At 40.3% G+C, this 17978-nt stretch carries 14 protein-coding genes and 1 pseudogene; 9 read left to right on the top strand and 6 right to left on the bottom strand.

Translation table 11 applies throughout. The features are described from left to right. Nucleotides 1-47 precede the first annotated feature (47 nt). The 6 genes and pseudogenes from V7K67_RS32090 to V7K67_RS32115 form a co-directional block, all read right to left on the bottom strand. Entirely contained in the window at nt 48-1793 is a 1746-nt protein-coding gene (locus tag V7K67_RS32090) for an EAL domain-containing response regulator (protein WP_334732346.1), read from the bottom strand. 329 nt (nt 1794-2122) lie between these two features. After that, on the bottom strand, nt 2123-3253 hold the full coding sequence (locus tag V7K67_RS32095; RefSeq protein WP_334732347.1) for a hybrid sensor histidine kinase/response regulator: 1131 nt from the start codon (nt 3251-3253) through the stop codon (nt 2123-2125). Next, complete coding sequence (locus V7K67_RS32100) at nt 3231-4724, bottom strand: sensor histidine kinase (protein ID WP_335170042.1); 1494 nt, start codon at nt 4722-4724, stop codon at nt 3231-3233. The genes V7K67_RS32095 and V7K67_RS32100 overlap by 23 nt, the downstream gene beginning before the upstream one ends. Before the next feature lie 63 nt (nt 4725-4787). Further along, nucleotides 4788-5243: a response regulator gene (locus tag V7K67_RS32105; RefSeq protein ID WP_335170044.1), complete on the bottom strand. Its 456-nt coding sequence runs from the start codon at nt 5241-5243 to the stop codon at nt 4788-4790. Then, a complete protein-coding gene (locus tag V7K67_RS32110) occupies nt 5240-6451 on the bottom strand; it encodes a sensor histidine kinase (protein WP_334732350.1) in 1212 nt (403 codons plus the stop codon). Before V7K67_RS32110 ends, V7K67_RS32105 begins: the two co-directional genes overlap by 4 nt. 211 nt (nt 6452-6662) lie before the next feature. Next, nucleotides 6663-7193: pseudogene (locus tag V7K67_RS32115) on the bottom strand (IS630 family transposase); the annotation flags it as partial. 257 nt (nt 7194-7450) lie between these two features. On the opposite strand from V7K67_RS32115, the gene V7K67_RS32120 reads away from it, so the two are divergent. From V7K67_RS32120 to V7K67_RS32160, 9 genes are all read left to right on the top strand, one after another. Beyond that, on the top strand, nt 7451-7633 hold the full coding sequence (locus V7K67_RS32120) for a hypothetical protein (RefSeq protein WP_334732351.1): 183 nt from the start codon (nt 7451-7453) through the stop codon (nt 7631-7633). Nucleotides 7634-8533: 900 nt separating this feature from the next. Further along, nucleotides 8534-9745, top strand: a complete 1212-nt coding sequence (locus V7K67_RS32125) for a glycosyltransferase (RefSeq protein ID WP_334732352.1) — start codon at nt 8534-8536, stop codon at nt 9743-9745. After that, nucleotides 9742-10869: a glycosyltransferase gene (locus tag V7K67_RS32130; RefSeq protein ID WP_334732353.1), complete on the top strand. Its 1128-nt coding sequence runs from the start codon at nt 9742-9744 to the stop codon at nt 10867-10869. Before V7K67_RS32125 ends, V7K67_RS32130 begins: the two co-directional genes overlap by 4 nt. Continuing rightward, nucleotides 10866-11561: a class I SAM-dependent methyltransferase gene (locus V7K67_RS32135; RefSeq protein WP_334732354.1), complete on the top strand. Its 696-nt coding sequence runs from the start codon at nt 10866-10868 to the stop codon at nt 11559-11561. Before V7K67_RS32130 ends, V7K67_RS32135 begins: the two co-directional genes overlap by 4 nt. A gap of 582 nt (nt 11562-12143) precedes the next feature. Continuing rightward, entirely contained in the window at nt 12144-13517 is a 1374-nt protein-coding gene (locus V7K67_RS32140) for a hypothetical protein (protein ID WP_334732355.1), read from the top strand. Further along, nucleotides 13514-14653: a glycosyltransferase family 4 protein gene (locus tag V7K67_RS32145; protein WP_334732356.1), complete on the top strand. Its 1140-nt coding sequence runs from the start codon at nt 13514-13516 to the stop codon at nt 14651-14653. Before V7K67_RS32140 ends, V7K67_RS32145 begins: the two co-directional genes overlap by 4 nt. Nucleotides 14654-14667: 14 nt before the next feature. Beyond that, entirely contained in the window at nt 14668-15450 is a 783-nt protein-coding gene (locus V7K67_RS32150; protein WP_334732357.1) for an FkbM family methyltransferase, read from the top strand. Nucleotides 15451-15560: 110 nt separating this feature from the next. Beyond that, nucleotides 15561-16730, top strand: a complete 1170-nt coding sequence (locus tag V7K67_RS32155; RefSeq protein ID WP_334732358.1) for a glycosyltransferase family 4 protein — start codon at nt 15561-15563, stop codon at nt 16728-16730. A 5-nt stretch (nt 16731-16735) separates the two neighbouring features. Continuing rightward, entirely contained in the window at nt 16736-17974 is a 1239-nt protein-coding gene (locus V7K67_RS32160) for an acyltransferase family protein (protein WP_335170048.1), read from the top strand. Nucleotides 17975-17978 lie beyond the last annotated feature (4 nt).

The raw sequence follows: 17978 nt of genomic DNA on the forward strand, positions 1-17978 counted from the left end.
AAGCCCTAACTAGATAAAATTTTTCTGGCTGGCTTTTTTCAAAAATATCAATAATGTGAGTCACATCTGCGGAATGTGGGTTCAAAGATCTCATCGGCGAGCAGTTGAGTGGCTGCTTGGCTGGGCAACGGTTTAGAGAATAAGTAACCCTGTCCCAACTTACAGTTCAATTCTTTTAATTTTTCCAGTTGAACTGAGGTTTCTATTCCTTCTGCCACGATGTTAATATCCAGGCTGTCAGCCAGAGCAATAATAGCTTTAATCACGGCATTTTGCCCATCTGCATCAATCTGGCTAATAAAAGAGCGATCGACTTTCAGCGTATCAATTGGAAACTGATGCAAACGGCTCAAGCAGGAGTAACCTGTGCCGAAGTCATCAATACATAACTTAATTTGCAACGATTTCAGCGATTGGAGGATGTTATTTTTATCCTCTGTCATTTCTAAGAGATAACTTTCAGTTACTTCTAGTTTTAAGTACTCACCAGACAAATCATAGTGATGCAATATTTCTGCCAGCTGCTGACTAAAGTCAATTTGATTCAATTGCAGCGCGCTGATATTAACGTTCACGATCAAGTCAGAGTATTGAGGAAACTGCTGTTGCCAGCTTCGCAGTTGATTACAGGCTTCTTGGAGAATCCACCAGCCTAACTCGTCAATTAGCCCCTTTGCTTCCGCGATCAAAATAAACTGAATCGGTGGAATCATTCCTCGTTCGGGATGATTCCAGCGAATCAATGCTTCAAAACCGATTAACTGATTTGTAAACAAATGAACAATGGGTTGATAATGTAAGCAAAATTCTTGCTGTTTATTAGAATATGTGATTTCGAGAATCGCTCGTCTCAAGTCTGTTTCTAACTGGAACTGCTCAGAAAGATTAACTCGCATTGCGGGATCGAACACAGTATATCCATTCTTACTTGCTGTTCTGGCATGATGCATTGTTAGGGAAGCATCGGCGAGCAGATCGATGGCGTTGCTATAGCAAAACTGGCTATGTGTAATTCCGATACTTATGCTGCTGAATACTTCACAGCCGCCTAAATCGAATGCCTGTTTCAGACTCCGTTGATGAAGTTGCTCGGCTAGCTGGGTTGCTGTCGATAGATCCGAGATGTTTTCCAGAATAATAATAAATTCGTCACCGCCAAAATAGGCGAGGAACTGCTCAGGCGCAAGGATTTGCCGCAGTTGAGTGGCTACAGTTTGCAGCAAGCGATCGCTCATCAGTTGCCCAAATGCATCGTTGATTTCCTTAAAGCTATCTAAGCCCACAAATAGCACGGCATACTGAGAGGTTGTATTTGTGGGTGTCTGTTGAATTAACCGATTGAGTTGCTGGATTAAGTACGGTTTGTTGGGTAAGTGGGTCAACGAATCCCAGAGTGCAGAGTTATGCTGCGCCTGTGATGCTGTTTTCTGCTTGGCGAGTCGGGCGGCGATCGCTGCTAATAATTCATCGACACTAAAGGGTTTTGTCAAATAATCGTCTGCACCTAGGTTCATACCCTGACGAATATTTTCACGGGTGCTTTTAGCACTCAAAAAAATAAAGGGGACTAATGCAGTATCTAGACTCTGCCTTAATGTCGATAGCACCTCGTAGCCATCTGCACCTGACATCATCACATCGCACAGAATCAGTTGGGGATGCTGGGACTGAGCCAAACAGATTCCAGTTTGACCGTCTTCGGCTTCCACGACCTCAAAGCCTTCAGCTCCTAAAATGTCAAGAATCTCTTCGCGCAGTGAAACTTCATCTTCAATCACTAATATTTTGCACATATAAGTAAGTTGACACAATAAAACAAAACTATGTTGAGAAAGATAAATTTAACTAAGGCGTTGCTGAATCATGGGATAATTTCGCCTAATCCGGAATGAATTATCAATGGTTTCAAGCGCCGATTCATCCCGCATTTATGCAACGCGTCGATTAAATTTCTCTTCCCTTCTGCCCCCTACCCCCTACTCTCTGCCCCCTGCCGACGCTCGCGGACTCGCTCTAAGCGAAGCCATGCCGTTGGCGGAGCCTCTCGTAGAGAAGGCTTTACGCTGCGCTATCCTGCCTTCTTCAACCCGACCTACTTATCTCTGCTATGAATTCCTCTCATTTAGTTAGGAGCCAAGGCAACAGGCTCCTTAGTCTCAATAGGCAGTTGAAGCGTAAACTGAGTCCAACCCGCTTTGCTACTGATTTGAACTTTACCGTTTAGTCGTTCAGCCAATTTCTCAACCAGTGTTAAGCCTAGACCATTGCCGCCTTGCTGCCATCGATCAACCTCTGGTGCCCGGTAAAACGGTTGGAACAGATTGGGAATGAACTCATCTGGAATCTCTGCTTCGTTGCTAACAATGAACATAATCATCTGACCATCGGATGCAGTCAAATCACAACGAGCTTCCAAAACAATCTTGCCGCCGGGAGCCGTGAACTTACAAGCATTGTTGAGCAGTTCGCTCAAGATGCGCTTGAAATCTGCGGCATCGATTATGGGCATTGGCAAATAGGGTGGAATGTTGCTCCAGAGGGTTTGTTGGCGTTGTCGAGCCTGGGTTTTAAATGGTTCGACGATCGCTGGAATCCAGGTTTGTAAATTCACCGTTTCCGGTTGTAAGGGACGTTCGTTTGCACCCAAATAATGCAAATCGAGTAAGTCATTGATCAGATTAATTTCGCGGGAACACTCCTGTTGCAAGCGATCGATATAGCGTTGCGTTTGCTCTGGGTTGGAAGCTTGTCGCAGGAGTTTCAACGCCATCATAATATTGGTCGCAGGTCTTCGTAATTCCTGTGATGCAGTCTCGATAAATTCGTCTTTGAGTAAATTGGAGTGCTGAAGGTGGGTAACTTTCTGATGGATCTGGACGATCGCTGCTTGCTTAGTCAATCGACTTGTAATAGCGTTAAGCAACTCATCCGTCCTAAAGGGTTTTGTTAAATAATCATCTGCGCCTAAGTCCATCCCCTGCCGAACATTTTCGCGGGTCACTTTAGCGGTGAGAAAAATGAAAGGAATCAGCGCTGTGTCTGGGTGTTGTCGTAAGCTAGATAACACTGCATACCCATCAGCCTCGGGTAGCATCACATCGCAGAGGATCAGGCCAAGGGGGGTTGTTTGAGCCAAATGAAGCCCCTGTACCCCGTCTTCTGCTCCGATCGCATCAAACCCCTCAGATTCTAAAATATCGAGGATTTCTTCGCGTAGGGATGGCTCATCTTCAATTACCAGGATCTTGGTCATGAATCTGCTCTACTAAAGCAATAGGCAAGGTTACTATGATTAGAGTACCCTGATTCACCTGACTAGTAACATTGATTACACCTTGACACCGTTCCACACATTGCTTAACAATTGCTAGCCCGATGCCCGTCCCAGCCAGATTGCCAACATTGCTACCGCGATAAAACGGGATGAATAATTTGTCCTGGTCTTCTAGGGGAATGCCAATGCCCTCATCTCGAATTGAGAAAGTTACCTGTTCAGGAGCAAAAATCAGGACAAACATCACCCTTCCACCGTCCATAGAATATTTAATTGCATTGCAGAGCAAGTGGGTGAGTATGAGTTGCAAGACGGTTGGATCGAGGCAAATTTGCCGATTGTTGCCCTGACTCTCAAAGATAATTGGGTGTTCGCTGGTCGTTAATGTCGCAATTAATTCTTGACAGAACTTTTCTAAGTTCAGTGGTACAGGGTTGAATTTGGTCTGATGTTCCCCCGATCGGTTCATAACCAGCATATCGTTGAGCAACTCAGTCATCCGCTGCACTCCACCGATGATGTGATTGTAGCGAATCTGGTTTTTTTCTGGAGTCCATTGATGAGCATAGCGTTTTAACGACTCTGTTGCTACCAAAATCACACTCAGCGGTGTCCGAAATTCATGGGAAACCATCGTGATGAATTGAGACTTGAGTCGGTGTAATTCTCTGGCTTGTTGCAAAGCTTCTTGCATGGCAGCTTCTGTTCGTTTGCGATCGCTAATATCTCGCAGAATACAGACTGTTCCCCCATCCGGTAACAATGTGATTGAGAGTTCTTGGTCAAAAGATTGACTATTACATTTATGACCAACAGCCTCTCCTCGCCAAAATCTCCGTTGCTGTAGGCTTTGCTCAATTTCGGCGTTCAAGCGGGCTTGTTGAATCGGGTCATAATGAATTTTCCAATTGGTCTGTAGCAGTAGACTCGAATCTTTGTAACCGTAGATTTTGGCATAGGCTTCGTTGACATACACGTAGTTCCATTGGGTGTCTAAAATAGCAATTCCTTCACTCGATGCGGCGATCGCTACTGACTGTTGATGCATTACCTGTTGCATTCGCGATCGCTCAATCGCATGGCGAATGGCTCGAATTAAGGCATGGGTGTTAATTTGCCCTTTGACGAGATAATCTTGTGCGCCTTGCCGCATTGCCTCTAAAGCGATCGCTTCGTCTTTGAGGCTGGTGAGTACGACAATCGGCAAGGTTGGAGCCACCGCATGGAGTTGGGTAATTGTCTCCAAGCCATGAGAATCGGGCAGGGAGAGATCGGATAGAATCACATCAAAGCTGTGGCGATGCAGTTGTTCGAGGGCTAGTGTCAGTTTTTCTACGACTGTAACTTTCCAGCTAGTTTGATCTGCGTTTTCCAGAAATTCTTGTAAGAGATCCGCATCTTCTAGGCTATCTTCAATTAACAGAATTTGTAGAGAATCATTCTTCATCATGAGTTCTACCTAAAAGTGATGCCAAAACCAATCCTCAAATCAACGCTAGATATTAACTATAGCCTACGATGGAGGTTTAGGAAGCTTCACAGCCACCAACCAAAAAAATTCAATCGAACGAATCACCTTAGCAAATTCTTCTAAGCTCACAGGTTTGGTAACATAGCAATTGGCATTCAGTGCATAAGTTCGCAAAATATCTTCATTAGCCCCAGAGGTTGTTAAAACCACAACCGGAATCAACTTCAGATCGGGATCGGCTTTGAGTTCGGCTAAGACTTCTCGACCATCTTTTCTAGGTAGATTCAAATCCAGTAAAATCAAATCTGGACGAGGTGCATTGGCATAATCGCCCTGCTGCCGTAAAAATTTTAAGGCTTCAACCCCATCCTCCACCACATGAATTCGGTTGAGAACTTTGGCATCGCCCAGAATTTCAACCGTTAAATCGGCATCCTCTGGTGAATCCTCGACTAAAAGAATTTCAATGGGTTCAATCGGGTGATAGTCTTTGCTCATTGGGAGGTTTCTTGATCTACTGGCATTGTAAACCAGAAAACAGATCCTTTCCCTAGCTCTGATTCCACCCAGATGTTTCCCTTGTGACGCTGAACAATTTTCTTGCAAATGGCTAAACCCAGTCCTGTGCCAGAATATTGGCGGCGGGTATGTAAGCGCTGAAAGATGATAAAGATCCGCTCTGCATATTGGGCTTCAATCCCAATCCCATTATCGCGCACTGCAAATTGCCATTGGTTGTCTTGTTGGGTCGCAGTGATGTGAATTTGAGGAGGCTCTTCTTGACGATATTTAATCGCGTTGCCAATTAAATTTTGTAACAAGCGGCTGAATTGTTCTTTGTCGGCTTTGATCGTCGGGAGGCGATCGCGCGTAATGGTGGCGTTGCTTTCGGCGATCGCAATATGGAGTGCGTGAATCACTTGGTCAACTACCTGATTGCAATCGGTCGAAACTAATCGAAAATCGCAACGACCAACTCTAGAATATGATAGCAAGTCTTCAATAAGTGCCTGCATTCGAGATGCAGCATTCACAATATAGGTGATGTATTTATCGGCTTTCTCATCTAACTGTTTTTGATATTTCTGTGCCAATAGTTCGGTATAGCTGACAATCACCCGCAAGGGTTCCTGTAGATCATGAGAAGCGACGTAGGCAAACTGCTCTAACTCTTGATTAGATCGTTGCAGTTCGGTTTCGGCTTGCTGGCGCTGCTCCACTTCGTTTTGCAGTTGTCGAATCGTTTTCGTTAGCTCTTCAGTGCGTTGAGCCACTCTTGTTTCTAGTGCTTGATTGACTTGTTCAAGGGTCTGATTTGCAATCTCTAATTGAGCCTGACTAGGTAATGCCAAAGCCTTAGGAGTTAACTGAATTAGTGCCAGCGCTGTATAGAGAGAGATGATCGCTGTCACTGCTTTCATTCCTCCTGTGAGCCAGTATGTTGGATGCCACAGCGTCCAGATTTCTAACAGATGAGTGGTTCCACAACAAACAATGAAGGCTCCGAAAAGCCAAAAAGCTCCACGAAAAGGGATATCTGAGCGTTTATAAGACAAGTAAATCAGAAAAATGGGAATGGAATAGTAAGCCAAGGCAATTAACGCATCTGACATTCCATGTAGCCAAACTAACCCTGACTGCCAAAGGTAGCAATGTCCATGCGGTATATAGTCGGATGAAAAAAATGCTTGTAAAAATGCTTTCATCTCTTTTTGAGCTATTCGCTCAAGTTAGGGATTTTCAAGGAATAAAATCACCAGTTATCAGAATGATAATCATTGTTAGGGGAGGTAAGGAGAAGTAGCTGACGGCTGCTTCTCCTTACCCTTTTTGTAGTAAATTTAATTGGCACTTTAATTTTTGGGTGTTTGGAGTGTTGATAGAATTAACTGATATTGTATAGCAATCCTAAATCATTCATGAGAAAACACCATACTCATTCAGCTTTGGAAAGTCAAAAATTTGACAATGAGTTACTAGCTCAAATAACGCCTTGATTACAGTAAAAGAGTGACAGAAAAAATAAAACTCTCTAATAAATCGTTTTGCTTGTAGCCAAATATCTTCTACAGGATTCTGTTGTGGTGCATTCGGAGCAAATCTTAAGCAGGTGAGCAGCCATTGCTCTTTTGTAAGTTCACGATTTAATGAATCTAGGTAATCCTGAATTTCTTGTGAACGGTGATAACTTGCACCATCCCAAATTATTAAAAGTTTAGCTCCTGGACGTTGTTGACGTAGATATTCTAAAAAATTAATGGTGTTTTTAGAGTTACCTTTTTGGGCTGCATAAGTGATAAATTCTTTTGTTTTATAATCTAATGCCCCAAAATATGTTTGTTTCTCACGAGCATTTACAACTGGTATTGATACTCGTTCACTAGTTTTTCCCCAAACATATCCAATTACGTCTCCCCACAGTAAATGACATTCATCAACCATAAATAAGCTGTCGCGCATTTAAGTACTCTTGATCAAGACCAAGATTAAGACCCAACGAAAAAGAGAGCAACGCAAAAAAGTGAGATCCTCGTGAAATAGGCAGGGGAGGCAGGGGGAGTAAAAAGGCATTTTTAGTACTTTTTACGAGCGTTACAGATTGCTTATACACTTATTTCTTTCTCTTCCCCTGCCTCTCCTGCCTCCCCTGCTTACCCATATTAAACTCAACGAATCTGTCACCAGCCCTGCTGGTCTTCAAAACCGTGCTTGATACTTTCACATCACACGGCTCCTCAGTTAGAGATTTAGTGTTCAAGCGATCGCCTTCGGCAGGGCGGAGCATCGTCGCACTCATCCAGATATGTTTTGCTGTTAGCAACTGCAATGGCAACGCTACCCAAAGACGGGCAGGCGTTAAAATTTTTGAGCTAAATTCCCTGCTGTAGCTAAGTTTTAGGTTTTTTCAACTCGAATTAGAGGTTTGAACTATATCTTGTCCACTTGGATTGTGAACTATATCATGTCCTCTTTGTCCAAGTTTTGGGTAAAAGCACAGACACTCAGTATCAATTACTGTGGCTTAACCATCATAAAACGTCTGTAATTGCTCATCTTTTCACCCACTCTGACGATTTCTACTGAGACTACTAATAGCACCCTAGAAAAATTACTGAGTTCGAGATGGGTAAGTTCAGTAAAAGGGTAGAGCTACAGATGACACCCTTTTTTGAGGTCATTGATTGCTAAAAGGATTACTGAGTTCAGGATGAGCGAGTTCATTAAACGCGTAGAGCTACGAATTACAAAGTAACTTGGTGTCATTAAATTAGAGAAACGAGCGTGACTGAAAAGCAAAAAGGTTGAGAGAGAGCATCGCCCTCAATTCATCTCGTGCATCAGCCATCTCTGCAACACCATTAAACACGCATTCCATTATACTCAAAACGGCTAAACTAGACTGAAAAAATAGGCTTTAAGCTTTGATAAATAAGGCTTTTAAGTTATTCACAAGTAAAGCTAAAAAACGTTTTGAAAATAAAAATCAACTTTTATGATTCATAAATTTATGTTGGACAAAATACCTACCACGATTGCGTAGAACTGATACCATGCTTGAGTCGATTGATATGAATTGTGCCACTAGAAAAGTTTTTTGAAACAAATTTCAGGAGTTATGAGCCAAAATTCATTCTGAATTTTGAACGAAAAAGGTGTATGAATCAAGAGCTTCAAGACACTCGCTAAACGAAGGCTTAGTGATCTGCAATCAGTAGCGGATCTGAATCCACCACTAATTGATTCTGAATTCTTCTTCAATAAATATAGCTAAAACACATTTAATTTAGATGCTGAAAACACTAAACTACCGGATAATTCATTTGTCTAAATATTATCCTCCAGACCGAGGAGGTATTGAAACACACGTTCAAACTCTGGCTCGATCTCAAGCGGCTTTGGGTGCAGAAGTCCATGTAGTTTGTGTAAATGGGTTTGACAAGCAAAGACCTTTATTTACTAAAACTAAGACAGTTAATGAGATGGATTGCGGTGTACACGTTACACGACTTGGTCGCCTTTTATCATTTGCGCGATTTGATTTCTGTCCAGAAATTCTCAACAAACTTTCCCAATTGCTTAACGAACCAAATACCTTACTTCATCTTCATACCCCTAATCCAACAATGCTCTTAGCTTTAACTATGATACGTAGGCACGTACCTTTAGTAATTACACACCATAGTGATGTTATTAAGCAAAAATTTTTAAAGTATGGATTACGTCCTTTTGAATATCTAATTTATAGTGAAAGTTCCCGAATCTTAACAACTAGCTTGCAATATATTCAAGGCTCAAAGTTTTTGCAGTTGTATCGCCATAAGTTGAATAATCTACCTCTTGGAATAGACTTTAAAAATTACAGTAAACCCAACAAGAAAGCAGTGAATTTTACTTGTTATTTAAAGGAGAAGTATGGAGAGTTAATCTGGCTAGCAGTTGGCAGACTAGTCTATTACAAAGCATTGCATATAGCAATTGAAGCCTTAACTCTGGTATCAGGGATACTGATTATAGTTGGTGTTGGTCCTCTAGAGCAAGAACTGAAGACTCTAGCGGAAAAACTGGGAGTAAGCGATCGCATTGTCTGGTTAGGTCATGTGAGTGAAGATGAGCTTATAGGTGCTTATCATGCTGCGACAGCTCTTTGGTTTCCTTCTAACGTACGCAGTGAAGGATTTGGGTTAGTTCAAGTCGAATCTATGGCGAGTAGTTGTCCTGTCATCAATGCCAATATTCCTGGTAGTGGTGTCCCTTGGGTCAGCCGACATGAACAGGAAGGACTGACTATACCAATTAACAACCCAGTTGCTTTAGCTAAAGCAGCGAAACGTCTGCTCTACGAGCCTGGTCTACGTAACCGATTGGCAACGGCTTGCCGCAAACGGTCTGAGTATTTTAACCATCTAACTATGGCTCAACGAAGTTTTAAATTCTATGAAGAAGTTTTGAGCGAACAGTGGAACTATACAGGTATACAAAAACCAGTAAATTTGCTATGAAACTTTTGCATATTTATGCGGGAAACCTATTTGGCGGGATAGAAACGCTATTGGTAACACTGGCAAAAGAGCGAAGTTTATGTGTCCAGATGCAGCCCCACTTCGCTTTGTGTTTTGAGGGTAGATTAGCAAATGAACTGCGAAGCTTGAATGTAAACGTTCATCTGCTGGGCAACGTGCGAGTTAGTCGTCCTTGGACGGTATGGAAAGCTAGGTTGCAACTCGAGCAACTATTGAGGCAAGAGCAATTTGACGTTGTGATTTGTCATTCTTGCTGGCCGCAAGTGGTTTTTGGTTCAGTTGTCAGAGCTAACCGTCTACCACTCGTCTTTTGGTGTCACGATCTGCCTAATAGCAAGCATCCTTTAGAGGAATGGGCTAAACAGGTTCCACCAGACTTGGTAATTGCCAATAGCCGTTACACTCAAGCTGGCATACCAAAACTCTATCCTAAAATTGACAGCGAAACTCTTTATCTGCCAGTAGCCTGTGCAAATATTGGCAATAATACCTCGATTCGCCACGTTGTGAGAGCCGAACTCAATACACCTGATGATGCGATAGTTATTGTCCAGGCATCTCGCCTAGAGCGGTGGAAGGGACAAAGTATGTTACTCTCTGCTTTGGCACAGTTGCGCCACATACCAGGTTGGATATATTGGTTAGCTGGGGGAGTGCAACGCTCTCATGAGGCTCTATATCTGCAAGAGCTGGAGGTACAAGTGCAACAACTCGGTATTACCGAACAAGTGCGCTTTTTAGGACAACGGGCTGATGTGCCGCGTCTGTTTGCTGCTGCTGATATTCACTGTCAACCTAATACTGGCGCAGAACCATTTGGGATCGCTTTTGTAGAAGCCCTTTATGCTGGCTTACCAATAGTGACGACAGCCATAGGGGGAGTAGTGGAAATCGTTGATGATTCTTGCGGGCGCTTGGTTGCACCAAATGATATTGATGCCTTGAGTAAAATTTTAGGGTCGCTAATCAGCAATCCTAGTGAAAGAGTAACTCTGGCGGCTGGGGGAAAATTACGTGCGGAGCATTTCTGCAATCCTCTAAACCAACTAACTCGGCTTTACAATATTCTCTCTAAAGTTGTTGAAAATAAGGCTGTGGCATGATTTTATCTACTGATAGTAAAAAAATAGCACAAGTTGATGTTGAAAACCGAGCGCGACAAAGCCTCGGTACTAGTAGCGAGCTTGTTTACCAAATGGTATCTCGAATGTTAGTACAACCACATCTTGGTGGTGTACTCGTAGATGTTGGTTGTGGTAATGGTAAGCTCTGGTCATTTGTGGGCGATCGCTTCGACTACTATGTTGGTGTAGATGCTGTGCATTATGCTGATTTACCAATACAGACAGAATTTATTCCCTTTAATTTAGATATTGGTAAAGTACCTTTGCCAGAAGGATATGCTGATGTGGTGTGTGCAGTTGAAATTATTGAACACTTAGAAAACCCACGGGCTTTTATACGAGAACTAGTCAAGTTAACCAAGCCCGGAGGATTAGTGATTGTCACCACGCCTAATCAGTTGAGTTTACTCAGTAAGTTAACTTTAATACTAAAAAATCAGTTCAACGCCTTTCAGGAAGCAGCAGGTCTTTATCCCACACATATAACTGCATTGTTGGAAGTTGATTTAATCCGAATATTTACGGAGTGCGGTTTAACTGAAGTTCAAATAGAATACAGCCGTTGTGGTCGTATACCCTTTACATCGTGGCACTGGCCCAAAAGTCTAGGTTTTCATGGACGGGCATTTAGCGACAATATCCTCTGCATAGGGCAAAAACTGAAGATGTAACCATATATAGGAATCGTATTTGATTTTTGAAATTATCTACGTAGGCGGGGAGTGGAGAGTAGGGAATAGGGAATAGGGAATTAGGCTTTCCGAGTTGTACTGAGCTTTTCAGAAATCAAATATTAGTCCTATATTGTCTAGATAAAGGTTAATATTATGGAACTTTTTAAAAGTTTTAAGCCGTAATCCTTTTATTAACAAAACTTGCTTATAAAGGATAACAAAACAACCCGAATACACACATTTATTATCACAATGTTGCCCTGCATAAATGACTACTATTAAATCCTTTCACGTTAATTGATGGCTTGCTGTTATTGTACAGATAGTGCCTTTAAAGAAACTAAATTATAAGCTTTGATTTAAAAAAAATAATTTAGTTTATTTATGATTTTCAATTATGTAAGTAAGTGAGAAAAATTCAATGTATATGAATAAATATAAATTAGCTGTAGGGTGTGTTATGCCTTATAGCAACGCACCTGAGATTGTTGACGGTGCGGCGCTTGGCGACAACACACTCTACATTAAAATTCCTTAACATAGCTGGAAATATTAGCACCGACTTACTTAGATAGATTCATGATTATAAAAACAAGCCAGACCTTATCAACTTCTTCTATATGGACAAAACTCAACTGGACATGGGCACACACTTTTATCCTGCTACAGTTTACTATTCAGATATTGCAGTTATTTCCACAAATCAATGTTATTCGAGTGCCGATGCGAATTATCTCCTTCGCCTTCGGAATATTTTTGTTAATGTGGTTAGGTTCAAAAGGTTCCAAACATCCCGCTACTAATTCAGCAATTGTAGTACTGGCAATCATGCTGTTACAGCTTTGCTTGCATCCCTACATGAATTCCATAACGGCAGGAATAGCTCAATGCGCCATGTATCTTGCTATTCTTAGTCCTCTCTTTTGGGCAAGAAGTTTAAAAATTACCCCTATTGGTTTTCAGAGCTTAATGTTTCTCATTTGGGGTATTCACACCCTGAGTGCCAGTTTTGGAGTCTTACAAGTATATTATCCAGGGAAATTTCAACCATTTCTGTCCACATTTATTCAGAACAGTATTTACGAGGGAGACAACTTATTGATCACTTTAGCTAATGGTGAACAGATTTATAGACCGATGGGGTTAACTGATACACCCGGAGGGGCAGCAACTGCTGGGTTTTATGCTCTCTTGTTTGGTATTGTGATTGCACTCAAACACAAAAGCCCAATTTTACGGATTGTTAGTATCGGTAGCGCTGCCCTTGGTCTGTTTTGCATTTATCTGACTCAAATCCGTTCTGTTTTAGTATTAGCTGCTGTTTCTATAGTTTTTTTAGCAATAGTGTTAATGAGGACGGGTCAAATTGCGCGTTTGACAGTGATGGTATCGGGTGTGACATCCTTATTTGCAGCTACATTTTTTTGGGCAATTGCGATTGGTGGAAAGTCAACACAGCAAAGATTATCTAGCTTGTTTACTGCTTCTCCTCAAGAAGTTTACCAACAAAGCCGGGGGAATTTTTTGCAGACTACTATTGAAACCCTTCTGCCTCAGTATCCTTTGGGAGCAGGTCTGGGGCGTTGGGGAATGATAAATAATTATTTTGGCGATAATACTGACATGATGTCCCAGCCTATTTGGGTAGAAATTCAGTGGACAGGATGGCTGCTTGATGGGGGAGTACCATTGATATTTGCTTATATTGCTGCACTTTACTTGGCGTGTAAAACTGCTTGGAATATTGCCACCGATCGCCAATTGGGTGACTTTGCACTCTGGGGTGGGTTGATTTTTGCCTATAATATTGGTGCTGTGGCGATTACTTTCAACTACCCTCTATTTATGAGTCAGGGCGGGATGGAATTTTGGTTATTGAATGCCTTACTGTTTGTGGCTGCTCGAAATAGCAAAATTGTGGATAACAAACTCTTAAAAACTATTCAAGTATGAAGTCTTATCTGTTGGTAACAGGTGATTTCGCCAGAACAGGTGGAATGGACAGAGCCAATTTTGCTTTAGCTGACTACTTAGCAAGGCAAGGGCAAGAGGTACATCTACTAGCCCATCACGTAGCGAATGAGTTGTTAGCTTATCCCAATGTTAAATTTCATCAAGTACCCAAGATAGCCAAATCTTATTTATTTAGCAGTCCCTTAGTGAATAGAATGGGGTGTATTTTAGCGCAACGTCTGGCAAATGTAGAAGGAAGAGTGCTAGTAAATGGAGGTAACTGCCAATGGAAAGATATCAACTGGGTGCATTATGTTCATGCAGCTTACCGACCTCACAATTCAACTGGCTGGCTACATTGGTTGAAAGGTTCAGTCTCTCATCGACTCTTTTTGAAAACTGAACGACAAGCTTTAGAATCCGCGCGGATAATTATCGTTAATTCAGATAGGACAAAAAGAGATTTGATGGAGAGATTGGGGATTCCTTGGCAACGCCTCCATAAAGTTTACTATGGCATCGATCCACAAGTCTTTTATCCAGCTACACAAAAAGAGCGTCTAGCACTGCGTCAGCAGCTAGGATGGCCTACTGACAAAGCAATCGTAGTATTTATTGGTGCTTTAGGTGATCGCCGTAAAGGATTCGATACGCTTTTTGGAGCTTGGCAACAGTTGTGTGCTTCACCAGATTGGGATGCTGAGTTGGTAGTAATTGGGGTTGGCGCAGAACTTACACTATGGCAACACCGTGCTGCTGTTGCAGGCATCAGTTCCAGCATTCATTTCCTGGGCTTTCGTACTGATGTTCCGAATTTATTACAGGCAGCTGATTGCTTGGTTGCCCCTAGTCGTTATGAAGCTTATGGCTTGGGAGTACATGAAGCTCTCTGTTGTGGTTTACCAAGCATAATCAGTATCATGGCTGGAGTTGCGGAACGCTATCCATTGCAGTTGAGAGAGTTGTTAATTCCTAATCCTGAGAACGCTGTTGATTTGGCAATGCGACTTCAAAATTGGCGGTGGAATAAAGAACATTACAGCCAATTAGTATCTTCCCTTTCACAAGAATTACGAAGCTATAGTTGGGACGATATGGCAAAGTCTATTTTACAAAAAATTGAAATAATATACTAGGTTGCTAAAAAATTATGAAAATAGAAGAAACATTAATTAAAATTTTTCCCAGAAGATATAGGCTCCCAATTAAATATCAATATCATAAAATTAGAAACCGATTGGAAAAAGAAATCTTTTACCTTGAACAGCTAGGGGGTACTCACAAACGTGCAATTGATATAGGGGCAAATGTAGGTATATATAGTTATGCACTTGCTCAAATATATGATAGTGTTGAAGTTTTTGAACCTCAATCTTGGTGTACTGAAAATATACTATTTTATAGTCAAACATCTGCTTGTAATATTAGTGTCCACAACGTTGGTTTAGCTAATTTTAATGGTTCATTAACTTTACACGTTCCTACCAGTCTGGGTGATTACTCACAGTTAGTTAGGGGATTAGGCAGCTTAACTACTGGATTAGGTAGCTTCAGAGAGATAAAAGGTGAACAGATAAGTATCGATGTTCCAGTTCGCAAGCTTGATGACTATAAGTTTAAAGATGTTTCTTTTATGAAAATTGATGTTGAAGGTTATGAAACTAAAGTAATTGAAGGCGCTCGTAATACCATTCTTACAGAAAAGCCTATAATTCTCATGGAAGTTGAGCAAAAACATCTGAATGGTAAATCTATAGAAGATGTCTTTGAACAAATGTTTGATTTGGGATATGAATGCAGCTTTATATACAAAGCTTCTTTGACACCAATAGTTGATTTCTATCAGAGTATAAAAACTAAACAAAATAACTTTTTGGAAATAGATTCTCAAGAAAATTACATAAATAATTTTATTTTTAAGCCAACTTCCTAAATATAAAATACCTATACTCTACTTGTTTTATGACCTAAGTAATTTCACTAACAACTAGCGTGAGTTACCACAAAAAAATAAACTTGACTTATATACTAAATAGGTAAGAAATGAAATTATTACGGATTCTGCTAGTTATGCCTGTACCACCGTTACCATTTGGTAGCGCGGTAGCTCGATGGTTTTATGTCTTATTTAAAGGTTTAGTTGAACATGGACATAGCGTGACTGCATTTGTTGCTTGTAAAAAATTAGAAGAGATTGCTGAAGTCAATACTCTCTTTCCGAAAACTGATTATGATTTGCGCTGCTATCTCATCCTAAATAGGCAAGGAATAATAGCAAAAGCTGAGACTTTACAGCGTCCTTATTCCTATGTATTCAGTTCGGAATTACAACAAGATTTAACTATAGAACTTACTAAACCTTACGACATTCTTCATTTAGAAGATATTTGGAGTGGTTGGCTAGGAATTAAACATTTGAAACGAGCAGTAATTAATATTCATTATTTATTTTCGTTAGACTGCGCCTTTGAATATAACAACTCTCTAGAAACTCGCTTTAGACGGTTTCTCACCTATCGGGCAGAGCAGAAATTACTGAAGGCGTTTCCCAGAATAATTACATTATCAGAACGTTTAGCAAAGCATATTGTACAAATTAACTCTAAAGCTCAGATTCATACAGTTCCATTAGGAATTGAGTTGTCGTTCTATCCATTTGTTGAACAAAAGCAGATAAACCAGCAACCCGTAGTCGGGTTAATTGGTGGATTTAACTGGGCACCATCTTATTCTGCTGCTGAGAGACTTCTAACTCAGTTATGGCCAGAAATTAAACGCCGCGTTCCTAATGCTAGAGTGCAAATTGTTGGGCGGTTTGCTAAAGATGCCCTTTCAGGATTTGCCCAGATAGAAGACTTAGAAATTTACCAGGATGTACCAGATACTTTACCCTACTTTGCTAATACAGATGTGATGTTATATGCACCTGTTGCAGGCAGCGGAATGAAAGTTAAAGTGATGGAAGCTTTTGCATTAGGTACACCAGTTGTAACTACATCTAATGGTATAGAAGGTATCCCAGCTTATGATGGGGTTCACGCTGGTATTTGCGAGGATAACCAAGGTCTGATTGAACGGACCGTAGAATTACTGAATAACCCATCTTTGCAGCAGGAACGGCGATTAAAATCTAGAAAGTTGCTTGAAAGTTATTGTAGTCCACAAATAACAGTCGCGCAAATTGAACAAGTTTATCAGGCAATGGAGAAGTAACTTATATGGAAAACCCTTCAATATTTCAAGCATTAGGAAAACAAAGGATTGAACAGCTAGATGGATTAAGAGCTATTTGTGCTTTAGTAGTTCTAATGACTCATTTAATTAATGGAGCCTATTGGTTTACACATAATATTGATTTTTCTCCATCATTATTTTTTAAGTCCATTGCTTCCTTTGGGCATATTGCAGTGTTGATATTTTTTGTTCTATCTGGTTTTGTAATTGGTTATACTACTCCCCAAAAATTTACATGGAAAGAAGCAAAAAACTATGTTATTAGAAGGTTAATTCGTCTCTATCCGATTTATTTATTTGCTCTATTTTTAACATTCATTTTTACAGAAAGTACCTATAATTTATTAGATATTGTAGGTCATTTATTCTTCCTGCAAGGGTGGTTAGTACCTGTGATTAATAACAATCTTGCTTTGTGGTCACTTCACTATGAATTTATATTTTATCTATTATTTTTAATAATTTGGAGTTTAAATATAAAAATTGATATAGTAATAGTTGTATGTATTATATCAGGCATATTTTCAGCTATTTTTAGATTTCATCCATTTGAAATATTAGGATATTTTACACTTTGGCTCAGTGGTCTTTGGTTAGCTCAAAACATAGAAAATTTAAAATTAATATCTAAACGTTTTATATCATATAGTTTTTTTTCTTCATGCCTTCTTCTGGGTGCTTTTTCCTCTCAAAATATATTGAAAATGGCTATTGATAAATATGGAACATCATCTTCTGTTCTTCCTGATATCCTTTTGACAACGCTGGTTACTTCAATAGTAGCTGCATTAATAGTAGAGAGGAAACTCTATTGGTATAACTTATCTTTTTTTGTAGTTTTTTTAATTGAAGTTTTTACTGTCGCTTATGCTTGGCAACAACATACATTTGATTCTTTAGAAGGATTACAATTTGGTTATCAATCAGTGGGCTTTTTTATTTTGCTTTTACCATTTACCTTACTGCTTAGAAAAATTCCAATTAATTGGTTCAAAAAATTGACAAATATTGCTTCTTTTTCCTATGCTCTATATGTCATACATCATCCACTTATAATTATTGTTTATCGCTTATTAAAATTGAATGATGTTCACGCCATGTTTTTAGTCTGGGCTATTAATATAGTTGCTGCCGTACTTTCATTATTACTTGCTTGGTTTTTAGAATGCTATCTACATGTAAAAATTGCTAAAAAATTGAAGATTCAGTTTCAGTTAAATTAATTTT

This window comes from Nostoc sp. (genome assembly GCF_036917155.1).
Classification (GTDB): Bacteria; Cyanobacteriota; Cyanobacteriia; order Cyanobacteriales; family Nostocaceae; genus Nostoc.

Bases quoted from the DNA above. Each gene is read 5' to 3' on its own strand.
- V7K67_RS32110 (WP_334732350.1), bottom strand. From the start codon at position 6,451: ATGAAAGCATTTTTACAAGCATTTTTTTCATCCGACTATATACCGCAT.
- V7K67_RS32095 (WP_334732347.1), bottom strand. From the start codon at position 3,253: ATGACCAAGATCCTGGTAATTGAAGATGAGCCATCCCTACGCGAAGAA.
- V7K67_RS32100 (WP_335170042.1), bottom strand. From the start codon at position 4,724: ATGATGAAGAATGATTCTCTACAAATTCTGTTAATTGAAGATAGCCTA.
- V7K67_RS32140 (WP_334732355.1), top strand. From the start codon at position 12,144: ATGATTATAAAAACAAGCCAGACCTTATCAACTTCTTCTATATGGACA.
- V7K67_RS32125 (WP_334732352.1), top strand. From the start codon at position 8,534: ATGCTGAAAACACTAAACTACCGGATAATTCATTTGTCTAAATATTAT.
- V7K67_RS32090 (WP_334732346.1), bottom strand. From the start codon at position 1,793: ATGTGCAAAATATTAGTGATTGAAGATGAAGTTTCACTGCGCGAAGAG.
- V7K67_RS32145 (WP_334732356.1), top strand. From the start codon at position 13,514: ATGAAGTCTTATCTGTTGGTAACAGGTGATTTCGCCAGAACAGGTGGA.
- V7K67_RS32150 (WP_334732357.1), top strand. From the start codon at position 14,668: ATGAAAATAGAAGAAACATTAATTAAAATTTTTCCCAGAAGATATAGG.
- V7K67_RS32130 (WP_334732353.1), top strand. From the start codon at position 9,742: ATGAAACTTTTGCATATTTATGCGGGAAACCTATTTGGCGGGATAGAA.
- V7K67_RS32155 (WP_334732358.1), top strand. From the start codon at position 15,561: ATGAAATTATTACGGATTCTGCTAGTTATGCCTGTACCACCGTTACCA.
- V7K67_RS32160 (WP_335170048.1), top strand. From the start codon at position 16,736: ATGGAAAACCCTTCAATATTTCAAGCATTAGGAAAACAAAGGATTGAA.
- V7K67_RS32105 (WP_335170044.1), bottom strand. From the start codon at position 5,243: ATGAGCAAAGACTATCACCCGATTGAACCCATTGAAATTCTTTTAGTC.
- V7K67_RS32135 (WP_334732354.1), top strand. From the start codon at position 10,866: ATGATTTTATCTACTGATAGTAAAAAAATAGCACAAGTTGATGTTGAA.